This window comes from Chitinophaga sp., assembly GCF_039596155.1.
Taxonomy (GTDB): domain Bacteria; phylum Bacteroidota; class Bacteroidia; order Chitinophagales; family Chitinophagaceae; genus Chitinophaga.
This window is the reverse complement of sequence record NZ_JBCNKF010000017.1, coordinates 149,575-166,840: the sequence shown is the minus strand read 5'-3', so window position 1 is coordinate 166,840 and position 17,266 is coordinate 149,575. Positions and strand designations below refer to the sequence as shown.

Genomic DNA, 17,266 nt, shown 5'->3' with positions numbered 1-17,266 from the left:
ATTGACTATAAGCTGATATTCGCATTAATCACCACTCTTGGTCTCTTCACATACACAACTTCCTGTGCAGGAGGAGGTGGTGGAGGAGCAGGTGCATACACAACAACTGGTGCAGGTGCAGGTGCACAAACAGCTACCGGACGAGGTGCACAAACGGCTACCGGAGCGGGAACAAAGACTCTTGCGCCTGGGTGACAATCATAATATGCACCGCGGTAGCTTCTATTGCAATCTTCCCAACGGCCAGCATGAACACGATACCCTCTCTCATAGCCATATCCACGATGTCCATTCTGTGCCTGTGCACTTACTACGGCTCCGCCCATCAGCAGCATCATTATTATTATCTGTTTCATACTTGTTGATTTAGTTTTTGGTAAAAATTGATTGGAATTGAAATATAGGAATTAGAATATATGCTTAAACGTTAAAAGTGGCATTTGTAGTCTGCACCGGCATTACGACATTGTTATATGCATGACGGTAATGGCGATGTGGTCTATGCGGCCGGTGGTGCCAGTGAGGGCGATGTACGACCCTGTGATGGGGATGCGGCGGCAATGGAGGACGCGGTGGCAGCGGAGGATGTGGGGGCAAATGCCTGTGATGCCTTACATGGTGTGGATGCGGGGGCCTTGGTGGCTGCGCATTTGACACGATGAACCCTCCCAATATAAATAGAATGATGAATACAATCTTTTTCATGATCCTAAGGTTTAGTAAGTAAAATAAAGTTAGTGCGATCGGATCTTCATGAGGAGGATGGTAACAGTTACAGGGAGGAAAAGCGTACAACCATCATAGTGCCTTCTAATTTCTTACTATCTCCGCGATTTCTGAACTCGTCTGCGCGATGAAGAGTTGTGTTGAATCGCTTTCTCTTACTCCTGTACTTGCTATAGAATTTTCAAGAAGTATGCCAAAAACAAAAATCCGTGAAGATCGTTGACCAGCACCAACTTACACTTACTAAAACTTTAAACAGTTAGAAAATTATTGTTGCTGTTATTGAAAGAACAGAACAGATTGTCTACCTGAAAAGGCACGTCATCCCTGAATTCAGGGAGAACAGGAATCTCCCTGGCCGGGAATAAATATGGATGATAGTGCATATGCGAGCTTCCTGCTGATGGAATGAATGGATACATAACAGCGCAGGTAAGGTGTTAAAAAATTGGATCAATACTACTGCGAGCTTCCTGCTGATGGAATGAATGGATACATAACAGCGCAGGTAAGGTGTTAAAAAATGGATCAATACTACTGCGAGCTTCCTGCTGATGGAATGAAAGGATACATAACAGCGCAGGTAAGGTGCAAAAAAAATGGATCAATACTACCCGTGGCAGGTAATAAAACCTGGAAATGAACGGGTGTATTGATTGATCATGCGGTGCAGATGGATGCACAAAAAATGCAATTGGATGTACTAGAATTTAGGACAGGTGGACACTTTTTGTTTCCGCCAATGTCCGTACGGTCCGCTGGCGCCGCCAAACCGGTATGCGAGCGTAAACCCGGTAAATACATACCAGTCATCATACTTCTGCGAGCCTCTTGGAAACCCTTCTACGGGATATGGGCCGGGGCCTCTATAGGCATACCTGACGGTCCGCAGGCCATAAGTGGCTAACAGGGTGTTGTAATCGGCATAGCCTTTACTTACATCATCGAGATAATCAGTAAATGTCTTACGCAGGCCCACTTCAAATCCTGCCACCAGGTTGTCACGGATTAAGAATTTCACACCGGCGCCGAATGGAATGGATACGCTTGTAAGACTATATTGCTTACGGTCGGGGTAAGCGGCGAGGCCTTGCCCTTCAGTATTGAGCGCTCTTAATTTGATAACATCCCCGTTCGCATCGCGGGTGGTTGGATAGAAACTGAACACGCCGACACCGCCGAATACATAGGGAGTCCAACCTTTGTCATCTATGTCGAATAAATTTAATTCTAATCTAACATGCGCCTCCAGGATGGGAGAACGAAAACTCAGGTTCCTGTTTTTCAGTTCGATCGCTTTGTTAGTGCTGTCGGCACCTGCGACCCTGGCATAGGTGGCACCGGCACCCAATGTGATGTGCGGACTCAGATCCCGTTTTACAAACAACCCGATATGGTACCGCGTATACCGCATGTCCACCCGTGACTGAGACAGATCCCCGCTGTAATTACTAATCCCTAATGCACCACCAACCTGCCAATACTGCCCGAAAGCGGCAGCGGGGAGACAAACAAATAAAGTAACAAGTACCTTCCTGGAAATAACGTTCATAAAATGGTTCCTCAATGCAATTAGATTTGGCATCAACTTTCGTGATTGATTAGTGACTTTTGTTCATCACATTTCGATAGGTATTGCTAAGGGGTATCAGGACATTGTTTTATAACGAAGGAGACTGGCATAAAATTGTAAAGCAGGCATTCTCATTCTAAACAACGGGCGCAAAATAATACATTTTTGCAGGCGGAACAACTACGGCCAATATTTATCAAATACTCAACACTTCACCTGTGAGTGCTTCAAATGCAGACTTACACATAGATTAAAACACTCACATATTATTTATAGACGCTTAGTGTCAGGGCATTTACGTGTGTATATTTGTTGAAACGTTTTTTTTATTATTCGCAGTTAATACCTTACTTTCGAATAGTATCAATATATCGTAAAATACTATCGTTTTTGGGTTGAATTGATCCATCAGTATACACCTCATTTAGCCCTTACCCATCGCTCTTTTAATAAATTTCAGCTATGAAACAAAGACCTCCCGCTCAGGAGCAAATGGAACTGCTGGCATTAAAGGCACTGTGCTTTGCAGATGATCACATCTCTGAAGCTTTTGAGATGAAACACGTTTCCGAATGGCTTGGCATCTCCTATTCTTATTTCTATCACAGTTTTACGGCAGTCATCGGAGAACCCTATTGGCAATATGTAAAGCGACACCGGCTGGAGTTGTCCGCAGGCCTGCTCAGGCATAGCGGGTACAATATCAGTGAGATCGCGGAGCGGTCCGGTTATGCGACGGTAGCAGCGTTCACGAAAGCATTCACCCAGAATTTCGGCAAAAGCCCAAGAAGTTTCAGGAAGATCCCGACACTTCCTAATGAACAACGTACACTGCAATTGGTCGACTCAATTGTAAAAGCGTTTGACAAGAAGGGGGATACGCTGGCTTCGTTCTTCAATTTTGAGCGAACCGAGATGACGTATCTACCTGAGAGTATGTTGTACTACACGATTTTATCAAGGGGCCAGGACCCAGTGGCGCAGATGATCATGAAGATGACAATGGAGGAGGCAAGGCTGAGGAAGATCGTGCAGCTGCAGGAGCTGGCACAGGCCAAAGTGATCACCAGTACGCTGGATTCCGTGCCTGTCACTTCGTATGAGCAAATGAGTATGTTCGCAGGTATTTTCCTGCCATCCAAAGATGTGACGGCCGCATTGATGAACGTAACGCTCACAGAAAACCTGATGGCCAAGCGTATCCCGGCAGGGCATTATATCAAACTGCCGGTACCAATGGATTTTGCCATGGCAGGTATCCCCATGTATGAGTTTATAGACAGGTATGTAAAGGAAGGTGTGTTTAAGATGAGCGGGAATCATTTCTTTATTTCGCTGGTAGGACCGAACGAAAGTGAGATCTATATTCCTTACCTGAAGCAATTGTTGTAGGCTGTTGCATGCATTCTCTGGAACATCGCCATCAATACCTTCCCGGAATTTATAAAACGATACCTGTTCTTATCAGGTACCCGGATCAAATAGCCTGTATCTTTTTGAGATACGGGCTATTTTATTTCTCCTTTGGCTAGTTTATTGCTCTTTTTTCCCTTCCTTTATAAAAATAATACAAAACCTTCCCATGAATGAAGTAAAGCTACCCTTCAATGCAAGACTTGCTTTCACCCTCTTATCCCTTATCCTGCTGATGTACATTGCCAGGTTAGGACACGAGCTGTTAGTCCCGCTGGCCTTTGCTTTTCTGATAGCTATCATGCTGCTTCCGGTTGCAAGCTTTCTCGAAAAATGTCGATTTTCCCGTGCCCTTGCTGCCCTTACCTCCATCCTGCTCGTGGTTATTATCCTGTTTGGTGTAGGCATGCTGCTGGCTGCGCAAATGGGCACTTTTGTTGCTGATTTTCCACACCTGCAACAACAGTTATTACATACAATAACGGACCTGCAAGGCTGGGTGAATATGAAATTTCACATTGATTCTGCCCGCCAGATGGATTACCTGGAACAACTGGCCATGGGTACACTGGGCTCTGCCACTGCTTTTGTAAGTACGACCCTGTTGTCATTGTCTTCCCTCCTGATCTTTATCATCTTCGTATTATTATATGCTTTTTTCCTGCTCAATTATCGTTCATTACTTGTTACTTTCCTCATTACGGTGTTCCAGTCAAAACACCGGGAAGCCTTGCTGAGCGTGATTGGGGAAACACGGCTGATCATTAAGGGATATGTAACGGGATTGATGATAGAAATGGTGGTAGTAGCAATAGTAAACTGTACCCTCTTCTGGATCTTAGGTATCAAATATGCGACACTGTTAGGTATCATGGCCGCTATCTTTAATATCATTCCTTACCTGGGTATTTATGTGGCAACGGTCATTTCCATGCTGCTGACCCTGACGAACAGTTCACTGGGTACAACTATACAGGTGGGGGTTGGTTTACTGGTCGTTCACTTCCTGGATAGTAATGTGCTGTTGCCGCGCATTGTAGGGAGTAAAGTGAAGATCAATGCACTTGTAACGATCCTGGCAGTAGTAGCAGGGAACCTGTTGTGGGGGATTCCGGGTATGTTCCTGGCGATTCCGTTCATTGCGATATTGAAGATAGTTTTTGAGAATATCGAAGAGATGAGGCCCTGGGCAATATTATTGGGTGATGCTACGCTCAAGAAAGTGAAGGTACGTCGTACCAGTGCGGAGCAGCAGGCGCCTGCGCAGGAGAATTGATGGAGCCGGAAAAGTAAAGGGACTATTCAGTTTATATTTTTGCAGTACTGAACGTGTCCCTGCAAATAATAACATGAGTCATCAACATAAAGAGATGGAAGTTCCTGTATTGGCAGCAGACCATATACAACTGCGCCCCATCAGTGAAAAAGACATCGCCGCATTGTTCAATTTATTTTCATCGGAAAAGGTGACCCGCTTTATGGATATAGAACGGTTCATCAATGTTTCCGAAGCAGCACAGTTAGTCGCTTTTTTCAGGGAAAAACTGTTGACAGGGGAAGGTATGCGCTGGGGGATTTACCAGGAAGACAACGACACCCTGATCGGCACCTGTGGCCTGCATCATATCAATAAAACACATTATAAAGCAGAAATCGGCTATGACCTTCTCCCCTCCTTTTGGGGCAAGGGGATTATGACTGCGTCCCTGAACCGTTTATTGCAATATGCATTTGAAGAACTGACCCTTAACCGGATTGAAGCTGTGGTAGATCCAGCCAATAAATTATCGATTCTCCTGTTGCAAAGACTCGGTTTTCAGCAGGAAGGACTCCTGAGACAGGCTTTTTTCCAGAAAGGGCAATTTGTGGATACTTATATGTATAGCCTGCTCTCCAGCGATTACCGTTACGACCTGCATTATTAGTTATTCAATCAACTTTCTTATAACTTTTTAACTGTGACTTCCTCCCGAAAAATGAGTCCATTGTAAATTAGCAAAATCGGGGAATTACACTTAGCATCTCACGCCTAAAGCGCTATTCGGGGCCAAAATAGGGATAACCTTTATTTCTCCCGGGTGTAACCCGGAGATATCCCACCGCTGCGACCTCCATACCAGTTACTCCTCTCCTTCCTTTTTTAAAAAACCTCGTCACGCTGAGACCTATTCGAGCCTAAAATAGGGATAACCCCTACTTTTCCCGGGTGTAACCCGGAGATATCCCGCAGATATCCCGCCTCTTTATAAATGCGGGATATCAGCGGCTTATAGGCGGGATATCTGCGGGTTATAGGCGGAATATCTCCGAAGAAGCGCTATCGCGGTCCAGTCCTGTCAGCGGTTTATACTACACCACCCCGGGAGTTCCAGCGAACCAGCCCCTCCAGATGCGACCCAAAAAAACACAGCCCTCATCACAAAATATAAATCCCCAAAACTTTCTATTTTTGCCGCCTATGCAATTCAGAAACGCCACCACCCTCGACATGCCTGCTATTGTAGCCATTTACAACAGCACCATTGCCGGCAGAATGGTCACCGCCGACACAACACCTGTATCAGTAGAGAGCCGCATGCCCTGGTTCAACATACATAATCCGGAAAAACGCCCTTTATGGGTCGTAGAAGAAGATGGTATCATGATAGGCTGGGTGAGCTTCCAATCCTTTTATGGCCGGCCAGCCTACGATGGCACTGCCGAAATCAGCATCTATTTAGATGAAAATCAACGAGGTAAGGGATATGGAAAAAAAATCCTGGCGTATGCCATGGAACAATGCCCCACGATAGGCGTAAAGACCCTGCTGGGATTTATCTTCTCCCATAATGAGCCGAGCATTAAATTATTTAAGCAACTAGGCTTCACTTCCTGGGCACACCTGCCCAACATTGCGGTACTGGATGGGATCGAAAGAAGCCTGGATATATTAGGGAAAAGGATTTATTAAGCCATTCAGGAAAGGGGGTTCACCAATACCACAATCTTGTACACACATCTCCGGGCGCCGCTGATGATATGATCAGCGCGCTCTACTTCCACCCCGTCACCCATCAGGTTCTTAAATGTCTTCAGTTCTGACTTACAAATATTTACACAACTCTGGGCCGCATTACAAATAGGACAATGGTTCTCTATAAATATATAGCCACCTTCCCCATCTTCCTGCCACTCCGCCAGGTACCCTTCCCGGGTACGCAAGGCTGCAAATGCGGCTAATTTCTCGCCTATATCCGTAATACCAGACAAGGCATTAAAATATTTCTCATGCCGCTGCTGCTCCCGGGCGGCCACCACCTTGTCCAGGGCGTCCTCACCGAGCTCAACACGGATGGTCTCTAATAATTGTAAAGTGAATTCTGCATGCGTATCAGGAAAATGGGCATGCCCCATCGGGGTCAGATCCCATATCTGCACGGGACGACCTACCCCCTTAGACGTCGTTACCGACATCACCAGTCCTTCTTCTGCCAGTTTCAGCAGTTGCAGCCGGGCGCCTTCTCCTGTAATGTTCAACGCAGCCGCCAGCATAGCGGCCGACTGAGGCCCCTTCGTTTTCAGTAACTGCAAAAATCTATCTGCAGTTGCCTTCGTGATGGGTTTATAATTTTCCAAGTATTTACTTGTTTTATTCTCAAATGTCGTAATTTTGTAGGAGTAAAAAAAATTTGTTGCGACAATCAACGAGCTCCGCGGTCTCACACACCACTCAGCTACACAATATAAAAAGACACAGATGAACGTCTTGATCTTCAATGGAACGATGGACAGCGCTCCTTATACCACAGCTAACAGAGTAGCTGGTTATTTTGAAGAACAGTTCCGCCAGAAAGGCTTCGCTACGGAAGTATTCAGCCCCAAAGGCGGTCATATTCCGTTCTTTGAATATCCCAAGGGGGATATGCCCGAACCCGTTAAGGCCATGTGCGATGCTTTCCTGAAAGCAGATGTGCTGGTTTGGCTCACACCACTTTATCACGGTAGTATGACGGGGGTCATGAAAAATGCACTGGATTGGCTGGAAATGACCAGCAAACTCAGTAATCCATATTTAACAGGAAAGGTCGTAGCTTTGGTGTGCTGGGGAGATGGTCATCAGGCCATGCAGGGCATCAACGCGATGGATTCCGTAGCTAAAGCATTGAGAGCGTGGGTACTACCCTACTCCGTTCCCATCATGAAAGAACATCTGTATACCGCCGATGGTAAAGACTTTACCGAGCCATACAAGATGAAGTTCGAGCGCATGATCTCCTTATTAGGTGAATCCAGGGTATTAAAACACATACAGTAATAGGTTAATATCATAAAAAAGGAAGGAATTATGATAACAGTATCAGATAAAGCTAGTGTATATATTAAGGAGCTGATGGTGAAGGAACACCATGCACCAGATACCTTTGTCCGCGTAGGCGTTAAAGGCGGTGGTTGCTCCGGTCTGGAATATGTACTGAAATTTGAGGAATCAGAAAAACAGGACGGTGATCAAATCTTTGAAGATAAAGGTGTTAAGATAGTAGTACAGATGAAAAGCCTCTTGTATCTTTACGGTACAGAATTGGACTACAGTGACGGCCTCAACGGCAAAGGGCTTTTCTTTAACAACCCGAATGCAACCCGTACTTGTAGTTGTGGCGAGAGCTTCGCTGTATAATAATAAAATAAAAACAGCCAGGCCGCTTACTTAATTAATCCGGAAAATGAGAAATAGCAACGAAATAATTGACGACATAGCCAACAAGGAATACGAGTTTGGCTTCACCACCGACATCGAGATGGAAATGGCCCCCGTTGGCCTCAACGAGGATACCATTCGCTACATCTCTGCTAAAAAGGAAGAACCAGAATGGCTCCTGCAATGGCGCCTGAAGGCATTCGCTGCCTTCCAGAAAATGCAGTGGCCCAGCTGGCAGCATTTTAAAATGCCTGAACTGGACCTGCAGAAGATCTCTTACTACGCCGCTCCAAAAAGAAAATCATTAAAAAGCCTGGACGAGGTGGATCCCGAAATCCTGGCTACCATGGAGAAACTGGGTATCCCGCTGAATGAGCAGAAAGCGCTCTCCGGTGTAGCTGTAGACGTGGTGTTCGACAGTGTATCCGTTGCTACTACTTTCCGCGAAAAATTAGCTGAACTGGGTGTGATCTTCTGCTCCTTCGGGGAAGCAGTACGCGAACATCCGGAACTGGTAAAAGAATACCTGGGTACTGTAGTGCCTCACTCCGACAACATCTTTGCCGCCCTGAATGCAGCTGTATTCTCCGACGGCTCTTTTGTATATATTCCAAAAGGAGTACGCTGCCCCATGGAACTGAGCACCTATTTCCGTATCAACGCGGAAAATACCGGCCAGTTCGAGCGTACCCTCATCATCTGCGACGATAATGCCTACGTGAGCTATCTCGAAGGCTGTACGGCTCCCCGCCGCGATGAAAACCAGCTGCACGCTGCTGTAGTGGAACTCATCGCACTGAACCATGCAGAAATTAAATACTCCACCGTTCAGAACTGGTATCCCGGTGATAAAGACGGTAATGGTGGTATTTACAACTTCGTTACCAAACGTGGTATCTGTAAAGGAAATAGCAGCAAGATCTCCTGGACACAGGTTGAAACCGGCTCCGCTATCACCTGGAAATATCCAAGTGTAATCCTGCAGGGCGATGATGCTGAAGGCGAATTCTATTCCGTAGCAGTGACCCGCAATAAGCAGATCGCTGATACCGGTACCAAAATATATCACCTGGGTCGCAATACCCGCAGCCGTATCATTTCAAAAGGTATTTCTGCAGGTACCAGTGATAACACCTATCGCGGTCTCGTACAGGTAGGTCCACGCGCTGCCAATGCACGTAACTTTACCCAGTGCGACTCCCTGCTCATAGGCGATCGCTGTGGCGCTCACACCTTCCCTTACATCGAATCAAAGAATAGCACCGCTACCGTAGAACACGAAGCGACTACTTCCAAGATCGGGGAAGACCAGATCTTCTACCTCAATCAACGTGGTATCAATACAGAACAGGCTGTAGCCCTGATCGTAAACGGTTATGCAAAGGAAGTACTGAACCAGCTCCCTATGGAGTTCGCGGTAGAAGCTCAAAAACTGCTGTCCATCACGCTTGAAGGTAGCGTAGGATAACAGTTATAGGAACGATATATTTATTTACAAAGCAAACAACAGAGAAACAAAACATATCATGCTGACGATTAAAAATCTGCACGCAGAAGTAGACGGTAAGAAAATATTAAAGGGACTGAACCTGGAAATCAAAGCTGGTGAGATGCATGCCATCATGGGACCTAACGGTGCCGGCAAAAGCTCACTGGCGTCTGTGCTCGCTGGTCGTGAGAACTACACAGTGACTGAAGGTGAAGTGATCTTTGACGGCAAAAACCTGCTGGACTTGTCTCCTGAAGACCGTGCCCGTGAAGGCCTCTTCCTGGCATTCCAGTACCCTGTTGAAATTCCAGGTGTATCTAACCTGAATTTCCTCAAGACTGCCCTGAACGAGATCAGAACTTACCATAATCTGCCTGCAATGGAAGCGAAGGAATTCCTGAAACTGACCAAAGAAAAACAGCAGATGATGGACTTTAATGCTAATCTGATGAACCGCTCTCTGAATGAAGGTTTCTCCGGTGGTGAAAAGAAACGTAACGAAGTTTTCCAGATGGCTATGCTGGATCCAAAATTCGCTATTCTCGATGAAACTGACTCCGGTCTGGACATCGATGCGCTGCGTATTGTAGCAAATGGTGTAAACAAACTGCGTGGTGCTGACAAAGCATTCATGGTGATCACTCACTATCAGCGCCTGCTCGATTATATCGTGCCCGACTTTGTACACGTACTGGCTGATGGCGTGATCGTAAAAACAGGTAATAAAGATCTGGCGCTGGAACTGGAAGAAAAAGGCTACGACTGGCTGAAAGAAGATGTACATCAGAAAGAATCCGTATAAGGGATGCTGTTTTGACAACGTACAAATTATTTTAACTCAGGCAATCGGTCTATAGATTTCAACACATGACTAGCGATATCAATAAATCATTTTACGACTTTATATCTAACGGGATACCGGGTCCCGAGCAACAGGCAGCGGCAGGCAATGCCATCCTGCCTGCACGCAAAGAGGCTTTCAGCCGCTTTCGCTCACTGGGCCTCCCTACCCTCAAAACTGAAGAATGGCGCTATACCAACATTCAGCGCTATCTGAAAGATGCATTCACCCTGGCAGAAGAAGAGCAATCCACCGTGACTGCCGAACAACTGAAAGGCGCAAGCATTCCTAAGCTGGACAGCTATACAGCTGTACTGGTAAACGGCCGCCTGCAACCTTCCCTGTCTCAACTGCCTGCCGACGGAAAGATCACCATCTCCCGCATCAGCGACGCAGCAGGCAATGCTTCTTTACAAACCTGGTTTGACAAACATCCGCACCTGCAAAAACAATCTTTTGCAGCCCTCAATGCTGCCTTCTTTGCCGATGGCCTGTTCATTGAAGCAGGTGTAAACGCCAGTCTCGATAAACCACTGCACATCATTCATGTATATACCGCCGCTGTAAACGCTTTCATTCAGCCCCGCCACCTGGTGGTACTGCATAAGAGCGCTACCCTCGAAATCATCGAGACTTCAGTAGGCCTGAATGAAGCTGCCATCGCTTTCGTAAACAGCGTTACAGAAGTCGTACTGGAAGAAAACGCGGAACTCTGGCATTACAATGTGCAGAGCACTATCAAAAATAGCCGCCACATCTACCATACCTCTGCCCTGCAGAAAGCTGATAGCCGCTACCATCACTTCAACTTTACCCTGCCTGCAGCTGAACTGACACGCAACAACCTGAGCGTAGCACTCACCGGCAGCAATACAGAGACCAACCTGCATGGCCTCTTCCTTGCTACCGAACAGCAGCATGTAGATAACCATACTTTCGTGGACCACCAGGTAGCACACTGTAACAGTAATGAACTGTACAAAGGTGTATTGCTCGATAATGCAAAAGGTGTATTCACCGGCAAAATCATGGTTCACCAGGATGCACAGAAAACAAACGCTTTCCAGCAGAACAACAACCTGCTGATGAGCGAAAAGGCAAATATCAACTCCCAGCCACAGCTGGAAATTTATGCGGACGACGTGAAGTGTAGCCATGGTTTTACCGTAGGCCGCTTTAGCGAAGAAGCCTTGTTCTACCTCCGCTCCCGCGGTATTGGTGAAGAAGCTGCTAAAACACTCATGGTAAATGCGTTTGCATTTGATATTACCGATCAGGTACATATCCCTGCACTACAGGAATTCCTGTCAGACAAGATCCGCAGGTATGTAACCGGCGCTATCAATAATTAATTCCGTAAGAAATCAGGTAGTGTCTACAGGGAAGAAAGTTGTAAAGAATTTTTTCAAACGACAACACTATTAGAAATTACGATCTTTGCAGGAGGTCATGTCATCTTAGTATGACATGACCTCCGTCTTTTCAAAATTGAATAATATGGCACACGTTCCAGATATTGCTGCACCGGCATTAGATATAGATAAGATCAGGAAGGATTTTCCGCTGCTTCAGGAAAAGGTGTACGGCAAACCGCTCGTATATCTTGACAATTCAGCTACGACGCAAAAGCCACAGGTAGTACTGGATACGCTGGAGCGATATTATAAACATTACAACAGTAATGTACATCGCGGTGTGCATCACCTGAGCCAGGTTGCTTCCGAAGAATATGAAGGCGCACGTCACATCATCGCAGGTTTTATCAACGCCCGCGAACATGAAGAAGTGATCTTTACCAAAGGCACGACCGACAGCATCAACCTGATCGCAAATGTATTCGGCAGAGGTGTTATCCAACCAGGTGATGAAGTGATCGTTTCTGCGATGGAACATCACTCTAACATCGTTCCATGGCAGATCATGTGCGAAGACAGGGGAGCTGTCCTGAAAGTGATCCCCATGGATGAACATGGAGAGCTGATCATGAGCGAATACATTGCACTCCTGTCTGATAAAACGAAAATTGTAAGCGTAACATATGTTTCCAATGCCCTGGGCACCGTGAACCCCGTGCGGGAAATCATTGCGCAGGCACATGCCCGCAATATCCCCGTCATGCTCGATGCTGCACAGGCTATTCAACATATGCCGCTGGATGTACAGGAACTGGATGTAGATTTCATCGCTTTTTCAGGCCATAAACTGTATGGTCCGACCGGCATTGGTATCTTGTACGGCAAGAGAGCATGGCTGGATAAACTGCCCCCCTACCAGGGCGGTGGCGATATGATCAAGACCGTTACTTTCGCTAAGACGACTTATAACGATCTGCCATTTAAATACGAAGCCGGCACACCTGATATCAGTGGCGCCATTGCTTTGGGCGCTGCCGTGAAATATGTACAGGAAATCGGCCTGGAGAACATTCATGCATATGAGGAACAACTGGTGAACTACGCAGTAGAACAATTGTCTGCTATTGAAGGATTACGCTTTATTGGCCTTCCAAGGCACAGATCCGGCGCCATCTCCTTCCTCGTAGATACCATCCATCCGTATGACCTGGGAGAGCTCCTGGATAAACAGGGTGTGGCCATCAGAACAGGACACCACTGCGCAGAGCCCGTGATGGACTTCTTCTGCATTCCAGGTACCGTAAGGGCAAGCTTTGCAATGTATACAAACAAGGAAGATATTGATAGACTGGTGGTGGCGATCAACAAAGCTGTCGGGATGCTGAGATAACCTGGACGGCACCTGGTTGGGTGCCATTCCATTTTCACTCCGGCTCCACTTGAATTTTTAACGCCGCTATTGCAGGTCAACTAACATAAAAAGGAAGTAATGACGATCAACGAAAAACAGGATGAGCTCATTTCCGATTTCTCCTTTATGGATGAATGGATGGATAAGTACGAATACATTATCCAGCTGGGTAAAGATCTCCCACTGATAGACCCGAAATATAAAACAGATGATAACCTCATCAAAGGCTGCCAGTCGCAGGTATGGTTACACACTGACCTCGTGGATGGTAAGCTGATCTTCACTGCAGATAGCGATGCCGTGATCACAAAAGGACTGGTAAGTCTGCTGGTAAGTGTGCTTTCAGGCCACACGCCGAAAGAAATTGCAGAATCCGAAATCTATTTCATCGATGAAATCGGTTTGAAAAGTCACTTGTCTCCCACCCGCTCAAACGGCTTGCTGAGCATGCTCAAGCAAATGAAAATATACGGATTAGCTTATCAGGTAAAATCGCAACAATGAACTTAAGAGATCAGATAGAAGAAGTACTGAAAACAGTGTATGACCCCGAGATCCCCGTGAATATCTGGGAACTGGGTTTGATTTATGAAGTAAGGATTGGTGATAATAACAGGGTCGGCATTACCATGACACTGACAGCACCAGCCTGCCCCGTAGCAGGAGATATCGTGCGCGAGGTAGACGAGAAAGTGAAGGCCATAGAAGGTGTGAGTGATTGTGATGTGACGCTCACTTTTGATCCTGCATGGAACAAAGATATGATGAGCGAAGAGGCTAAACTCGAACTAGGCTTTATGTAATATTGAAAAGGTTGTCTCAAAGTAATCGGGCTGTCCCGGCACCTTACCTGATATTCCTGTTCAGCCGGTTACCGGACCATACCAGCCAGCATTTATCTCTGAGACAACCTGTTTCCCTATTTTGCTTCCTTTAATATATATTTCTGATTGTCTTTTTTCAGTGCGTATTTCACCGTCTTCATTTCTTTTTCAGCGAGATACTTCCTCACTACATAAGGCTGCTGGATATAAAAAGTGTCACTCCCTTTATAATCCTGTATTTCATTGTCTACATCTCCTGAAAAGATCCTCACCGGCTGGTGATTGATAAAAGTTACCCCATATATTGTACCCACCGCATCGGTTCCATCTGATTTTGTAAAAGTGAACACTTCCGGGTTACCGTCCTTATCCAGGTCACTCACAGCCGTATTGGTTACTTTTCCCTTCACATCGTGTATAATAGTACTATCCCTGGTAGGCTTGGTGGTGTCCCCTCTCATATCCTGTGCAGCGATCATAACCGTTCTTCCCGTACCATCTCCATTTACCTTTACTACAATTTTGTAATGGCCCTGGATCATGGTACCTGAACTGCGCATCCCTTCTGACTTAGCGAATTGCTGTGCCTGTGTAGCCACTTCCTCACTGGATGGCTGAGATGGGTTTGCATCCCTTTCTTCCTGCATCTGGGCAGGATTCTTTACCGGTTCATTACAGGCCATTGCTGCCATTACTGCTAATCCTAAAATTTGTAGAGCTTTCATCCTATTGCTTTTATTATAATGTGCAACAAGGAATATGCCATCACCATTTATCCATTAGCTGTTTGATATGTAAGGGCAAAATTATATATTTGTGATGATCAACTGACGAGTGCGAACTAATATGCTTCAACTAAAAACCGACAATACCATTCGGAACAGGTTTTTATTTGTTTTCCTGTTCATGACCATTTTGGGTGGTTTGACAGGTCGTGCAGGTAATATTTCTATTGATCTTCCCATTGATAGTACGAATGATGTAAAGATTGTCAATGGCAGTGTATCGGCTGTTCATGCAGATCACGATATATCCATCCATTTCCAGACGGCCAATAGCAGTGTTACAACTGTTCACCTGGAACATGATCCGGCGGCTTGCTCTCAGACAGCCCACCGCTACCAGGAACTGACATTCCGTGCACAGCCCTCCCGCCGTCAACAGCACTTATCATTCCGCCCACTTGCTTATCGCCCTCATTTCGACCTGAATAAACCTTCCAACTTCTTCATACATCTTCCCCATTCCTTAATGGAAGACATTCCTGAAGACATTACGGAAGACCAGGTTGCCTTCATTTTCCGCGCACACGAACCCCGTCACAAGCGCAGGTTCTATATTTCTGTTACCAGTCAGCAATATTCTTTTACTACCCGCCTACAACAGTTACAGCTCCTTCTGGATCAATATATACCAGAAGATGAGGATAAAACCGGTATCTACCAGTGGCATGATGCCTTTCTACCCGCTTATTATAAGTTTCTCTTCCGGTACACCCTCTTTTGAGCAATTCCTTCATTGAGGTAATGACTCCTGCTGTTTTATAGCCGAAGAAAGCCGTTCAGGCATCGGTCTTCCGCCGGCTGCAAAAACAGGAACGCGTCTGACCCCTCATCTACAGATGATAATATCGCATTGCATTCACTTGTACATCGCTTCCCCGTTATGAATGATACGTCATCAGGGAAAGATTTTGTACATACATAGAATAAATGCGTCACCAGAATTGTATTACCAGCTATACAAAGCCCCCGTTATGAATGATACGTCATCGGGGAAAAGCATTGTATACGCGAAAAAAGATGGATACCTATCATGCGCACAACTACTGTGATATTGATGAGCATCGCCCTGGGGGGATGTATTACTAAAGGAGAAAAAACTAATTCAACGGACAACCTGACTACATATCCTGTCGTGCAACTTGCTATTACTGACACTGTATTACACAAGAACTACGTAGCTGATATTGAGGCAGTACGGAATGTGGAGATCCGTGCCCGTGTAAACGGTTTTCTCAATAAGATCTATGTCGACGAGGGGCAACATGTACAACAGGGACAACTGCTTTTTAGCCTGAACGACGAAGAGTTCAGAGCGGAGCTGGCCCGCGCCAAAGCGGCCCTCAGCAGTGCGATTGCCGATGCAAAAGGCGCGCAGCTTGAACAACAGCGGGTACAACTGCTAGTAGATAAAAAAGTGATTGCCAAAACAGAACTGGAGGTGGCTGCTGCAAAAGTGGCCGCGGCCAACGCGAAAATAGATGAAGCACGCAGTGCGGAAAGTAATGCCGCCACCCGACTTTCTTATACGATCATCCGCGCACCGTTTACCGGTTATATCGACCGTATCCCTTCCAAGGCAGGTAGCCTGATCGCTGAAGGTGCTTTGCTGACCTCTGTTTCCGACATCCAGGATGTGTATGCCTACTTCAATGTATCTGAAACGGAATACCTGCAACATAGCCGCAATAAAAATGCGAATAACCATGCCGAAGTACGGCTCCTGCTGGCAGATGGTACGCTCTACCCCTACGTAGGCAAGATTGAAACCATCGAAAGCGAATTTGAGGAAAGTACCGGTTCCATTGCTTTCAGGGCGAAATTTCCGAATCCAAAAGCACTGCTGAAACATGGCGCCAGCGGCAAGGTACAATTGTCGGCCGACCTGGATAGCACCATGCTCGTTCCACAAAAAGCTGTCTTTGAAATGCAGGATAAGAACTACGTATTCCTGCTCGACGCAAATAATCATGTAAAGATGAAAAGTTTTAGCCCCGGGCCAAGAATGGCAAACTGCTATATCGTACAGGCAGGTCTGCAGCCCGGAGACAGGATCGTATACGAAGGTGTACGCAATCTGAGGGAGGGCATGCAGATCAACCCGGCACCGGTGTCGCTGGATAGTATCAGGGCCTTGTAGGTAGTTAGCCATATAGCTTACGCTAAGGTTTCCTGAC

The 17,266-nt window shown here is 46.2% G+C and carries 19 protein-coding genes; 15 read left to right on the top strand and 4 right to left on the bottom strand.

Annotated elements, in window-relative coordinates:
- Positions 1 to 5: 5 nt before the first annotated feature.
- Positions 6 to 356 (bottom strand): hypothetical protein, encoded by a 351-nt coding sequence (locus ABDW33_RS17725; RefSeq protein WP_343691421.1) that lies wholly within the window; start codon positions 354 to 356, stop codon positions 6 to 8.
- Positions 357 to 473: 117 nt separating this feature from the next.
- Here ABDW33_RS17725 and ABDW33_RS17720 point away from each other — a divergent pair, with 117 nt between their 5' ends.
- The gene (locus tag ABDW33_RS17720; RefSeq protein ID WP_343691420.1) at positions 474 to 662 is read left to right on the top strand and encodes a hypothetical protein; all 189 of its coding nucleotides are present in this window, start codon (positions 474 to 476) and stop codon (positions 660 to 662) included.
- A 767-nt stretch (positions 663 to 1,429) separates the two neighbouring features.
- On the opposite strand, the gene ABDW33_RS17715 is transcribed toward ABDW33_RS17720, so the two are convergent.
- Positions 1,430 to 2,311, bottom strand: a complete 882-nt coding sequence (locus ABDW33_RS17715; protein WP_343691419.1) for a DUF6089 family protein — start codon at positions 2,309 to 2,311, stop codon at positions 1,430 to 1,432.
- 450 nt (positions 2,312 to 2,761) lie between these two features.
- Here ABDW33_RS17715 and ABDW33_RS17710 point away from each other — a divergent pair, with 450 nt between their 5' ends.
- The 4 genes from ABDW33_RS17710 (at position 2,762) to ABDW33_RS17695 (ending at position 6,662) form a co-directional block, all read left to right on the top strand.
- Complete coding sequence (locus ABDW33_RS17710; protein ID WP_343691418.1) at positions 2,762 to 3,691, top strand: AraC family transcriptional regulator; 930 nt, start codon at positions 2,762 to 2,764, stop codon at positions 3,689 to 3,691.
- Between the two features lie 190 nt (positions 3,692 to 3,881).
- The gene (locus tag ABDW33_RS17705; RefSeq protein WP_343691417.1) at positions 3,882 to 4,988 is read left to right on the top strand and encodes an AI-2E family transporter; all 1,107 of its coding nucleotides are present in this window, start codon (positions 3,882 to 3,884) and stop codon (positions 4,986 to 4,988) included.
- A 73-nt stretch (positions 4,989 to 5,061) separates the two neighbouring features.
- Entirely contained in the window at positions 5,062 to 5,637 is a 576-nt protein-coding gene (locus ABDW33_RS17700) for a GNAT family protein (RefSeq protein WP_343691416.1), read from the top strand.
- Between the two features lie 533 nt (positions 5,638 to 6,170).
- Positions 6,171 to 6,662 carry an N-acetyltransferase family protein gene (locus ABDW33_RS17695; protein WP_343691415.1) on the top strand — a complete coding sequence of 164 codons (492 nt, stop codon included), beginning with the start codon at positions 6,171 to 6,173 and terminating at the stop codon, positions 6,660 to 6,662.
- Between the two features lie 5 nt (positions 6,663 to 6,667).
- On the opposite strand, the gene ABDW33_RS17690 is transcribed toward ABDW33_RS17695, so the two are convergent.
- Positions 6,668 to 7,327: a metalloregulator ArsR/SmtB family transcription factor gene (locus tag ABDW33_RS17690; protein WP_343691414.1), complete on the bottom strand. Its 660-nt coding sequence runs from the start codon at positions 7,325 to 7,327 to the stop codon at positions 6,668 to 6,670.
- 121 nt (positions 7,328 to 7,448) lie between these two features.
- Here ABDW33_RS17690 and ABDW33_RS17685 point away from each other — a divergent pair, with 121 nt between their 5' ends.
- From ABDW33_RS17685 to ABDW33_RS17650, 8 genes are all read left to right on the top strand, one after another.
- On the top strand, positions 7,449 to 8,006 hold the full coding sequence (locus ABDW33_RS17685; protein WP_343691413.1) for an NADPH-dependent FMN reductase: 558 nt from the start codon (positions 7,449 to 7,451) through the stop codon (positions 8,004 to 8,006).
- A 30-nt stretch (positions 8,007 to 8,036) separates the two neighbouring features.
- The gene (locus ABDW33_RS17680; RefSeq protein ID WP_343691412.1) at positions 8,037 to 8,366 is read left to right on the top strand and encodes an iron-sulfur cluster assembly accessory protein; all 330 of its coding nucleotides are present in this window, start codon (positions 8,037 to 8,039) and stop codon (positions 8,364 to 8,366) included.
- A gap of 46 nt (positions 8,367 to 8,412) precedes the next feature.
- A complete protein-coding gene (sufB, locus tag ABDW33_RS17675) occupies positions 8,413 to 9,855 on the top strand; it encodes a Fe-S cluster assembly protein SufB (protein ID WP_343691411.1) in 1,443 nt (480 codons plus the stop codon).
- A 58-nt stretch (positions 9,856 to 9,913) separates the two neighbouring features.
- Positions 9,914 to 10,678 (top strand): Fe-S cluster assembly ATPase SufC, encoded by a 765-nt coding sequence (gene sufC, locus ABDW33_RS17670; RefSeq protein WP_343691410.1) that lies wholly within the window; start codon positions 9,914 to 9,916, stop codon positions 10,676 to 10,678.
- A gap of 65 nt (positions 10,679 to 10,743) precedes the next feature.
- A complete protein-coding gene (gene sufD / locus ABDW33_RS17665; protein WP_343691409.1) occupies positions 10,744 to 12,069 on the top strand; it encodes a Fe-S cluster assembly protein SufD in 1,326 nt (441 codons plus the stop codon).
- Positions 12,070 to 12,214: 145 nt separating this feature from the next.
- Entirely contained in the window at positions 12,215 to 13,462 is a 1,248-nt protein-coding gene (locus ABDW33_RS17660) for a cysteine desulfurase (RefSeq protein WP_343691408.1), read from the top strand.
- Between the two features lie 99 nt (positions 13,463 to 13,561).
- On the top strand, positions 13,562 to 13,987 hold the full coding sequence (locus ABDW33_RS17655) for a SufE family protein (RefSeq protein WP_343691407.1): 426 nt from the start codon (positions 13,562 to 13,564) through the stop codon (positions 13,985 to 13,987).
- The gene (locus tag ABDW33_RS17650; RefSeq protein ID WP_343691406.1) at positions 13,984 to 14,286 is read left to right on the top strand and encodes a DUF59 domain-containing protein; all 303 of its coding nucleotides are present in this window, start codon (positions 13,984 to 13,986) and stop codon (positions 14,284 to 14,286) included. Before ABDW33_RS17655 ends, ABDW33_RS17650 begins: the two co-directional genes overlap by 4 nt.
- Before the next feature lie 116 nt (positions 14,287 to 14,402).
- On the opposite strand, the gene ABDW33_RS17645 is transcribed toward ABDW33_RS17650, so the two are convergent.
- A complete protein-coding gene (locus tag ABDW33_RS17645; RefSeq protein ID WP_343691405.1) occupies positions 14,403 to 15,032 on the bottom strand; it encodes a hypothetical protein in 630 nt (209 codons plus the stop codon).
- A gap of 121 nt (positions 15,033 to 15,153) precedes the next feature.
- Between ABDW33_RS17645 and ABDW33_RS17640 the strand changes: the two genes are divergently transcribed.
- Both ABDW33_RS17640 and ABDW33_RS17635 read left to right on the top strand, forming a co-directional pair.
- Positions 15,154 to 15,813 (top strand): hypothetical protein, encoded by a 660-nt coding sequence (locus ABDW33_RS17640; RefSeq protein WP_343691404.1) that lies wholly within the window; start codon positions 15,154 to 15,156, stop codon positions 15,811 to 15,813.
- Positions 15,814 to 16,122: 309 nt separating this feature from the next.
- Entirely contained in the window at positions 16,123 to 17,229 is a 1,107-nt protein-coding gene (locus tag ABDW33_RS17635) for an efflux RND transporter periplasmic adaptor subunit (protein WP_343691403.1), read from the top strand.
- The last annotated feature ends 37 nt before the right edge of the window (positions 17,230 to 17,266 follow it).